Raw genomic sequence first — 970 nt, 5'->3', positions numbered from 1 at the left:
TAGTTCGTACTCTGCCTCTAACGTAAATGCGGTATTGCCTCGCTCACCTACGTATGCTGTCATATCAAGTTCAAACCAATAAGGGGCTAAACCTTGTAAGCCAAAAGCTAACCATTGCCGATTTTCACCTTCTTTATTGTAATCAAGACGAACACCTGCTTGAGTATCCCAATATGCTGATACGGCGTGACCCCATAAAATATCGGTTTGGTTTTCTTCAATACTTCCTTCGCTGAAATCACCCTCGGTTTTAATTACCAATCGATCAAAGGTAGTGCCGTACCATGCTTGTAAGTCAAATACACCTGCGTTTGCTTGCTCGTTATATTCAAGACGATCGCCTAGTAATGCGTAAAATGGATGCTCATCAGCGAGTGTTAATCGCTCATTGCCCTCAAGCGCATATGGGCCTTCTGTTAAAGTTGTTCCCGCAGAGTAAGCATGGGGGTCTCTTGCATCTTTAGGTGCACTTCCTCCTTGTGGTTGCATCTTAGCGCTATTCATTTGTGCCATTTCACTTTGCGCTAATAAAGGGAAACTAATTAATGAAGCCCCAGTTAACATTAATAAACTAAATGATTTAGATAGTTTTAATTGTTTCATGATACGACTACCTCTCTAAACATGCCGGCATCCATATGGAATAATAAATGGCAATGCCAAGCCCAGCGCCCTACATCGTGAGGGGTGGTTAAAAAGCTGATTCTTTGTGCGGGTTGAACAGGTATTGTATGACGTCGCACTTGCACATCACCTTGCTCGTTTTCTAAATCACTCCACATACCATGCAGATGCATAGGGTGCGTCATCATGGTATCGTTTTGTAAAATAACTCTTAAACGTTGGTTATGCTTCATATGCACTGGCGTGCTTTTACCAAATTCTAAGCCATCAAATGACCAGCTATAACGTTCCATATTTCCGGTTAAATGCAACTCAATTTCAGCTTCTGGCTCTTGCTGGTTAGTGA

At 42.2% G+C, this 970-nt stretch carries 2 protein-coding genes; both read right to left on the bottom strand.

Annotation, left to right across the window (positions count from 1 at the left end; genetic code table 11):
* Window positions 1-603, bottom strand: a 603-nt coding sequence (locus tag PSH50_RS20950; RefSeq protein ID WP_273610070.1) for a copper resistance protein B, incomplete at its 3' end; no start/stop codon positions are given.
* Window positions 600-970: multicopper oxidase domain-containing protein (locus PSH50_RS20945; protein ID WP_273610069.1), on the bottom strand; the 371-nt coding region annotated here is incomplete at its 5' end. The genes PSH50_RS20945 and PSH50_RS20950, both read right to left, overlap by 4 nt.

The organism is Pseudoalteromonas sp. Angola-7, from assembly GCF_028599255.1.
In the GTDB taxonomy this organism is placed as follows: domain Bacteria; phylum Pseudomonadota; class Gammaproteobacteria; order Enterobacterales; family Alteromonadaceae; genus Pseudoalteromonas; species Pseudoalteromonas atlantica.
The sequence above is the reverse complement of the archived record's forward strand: the minus strand, read 5'-3'. Positions and strand labels throughout refer to the sequence as shown.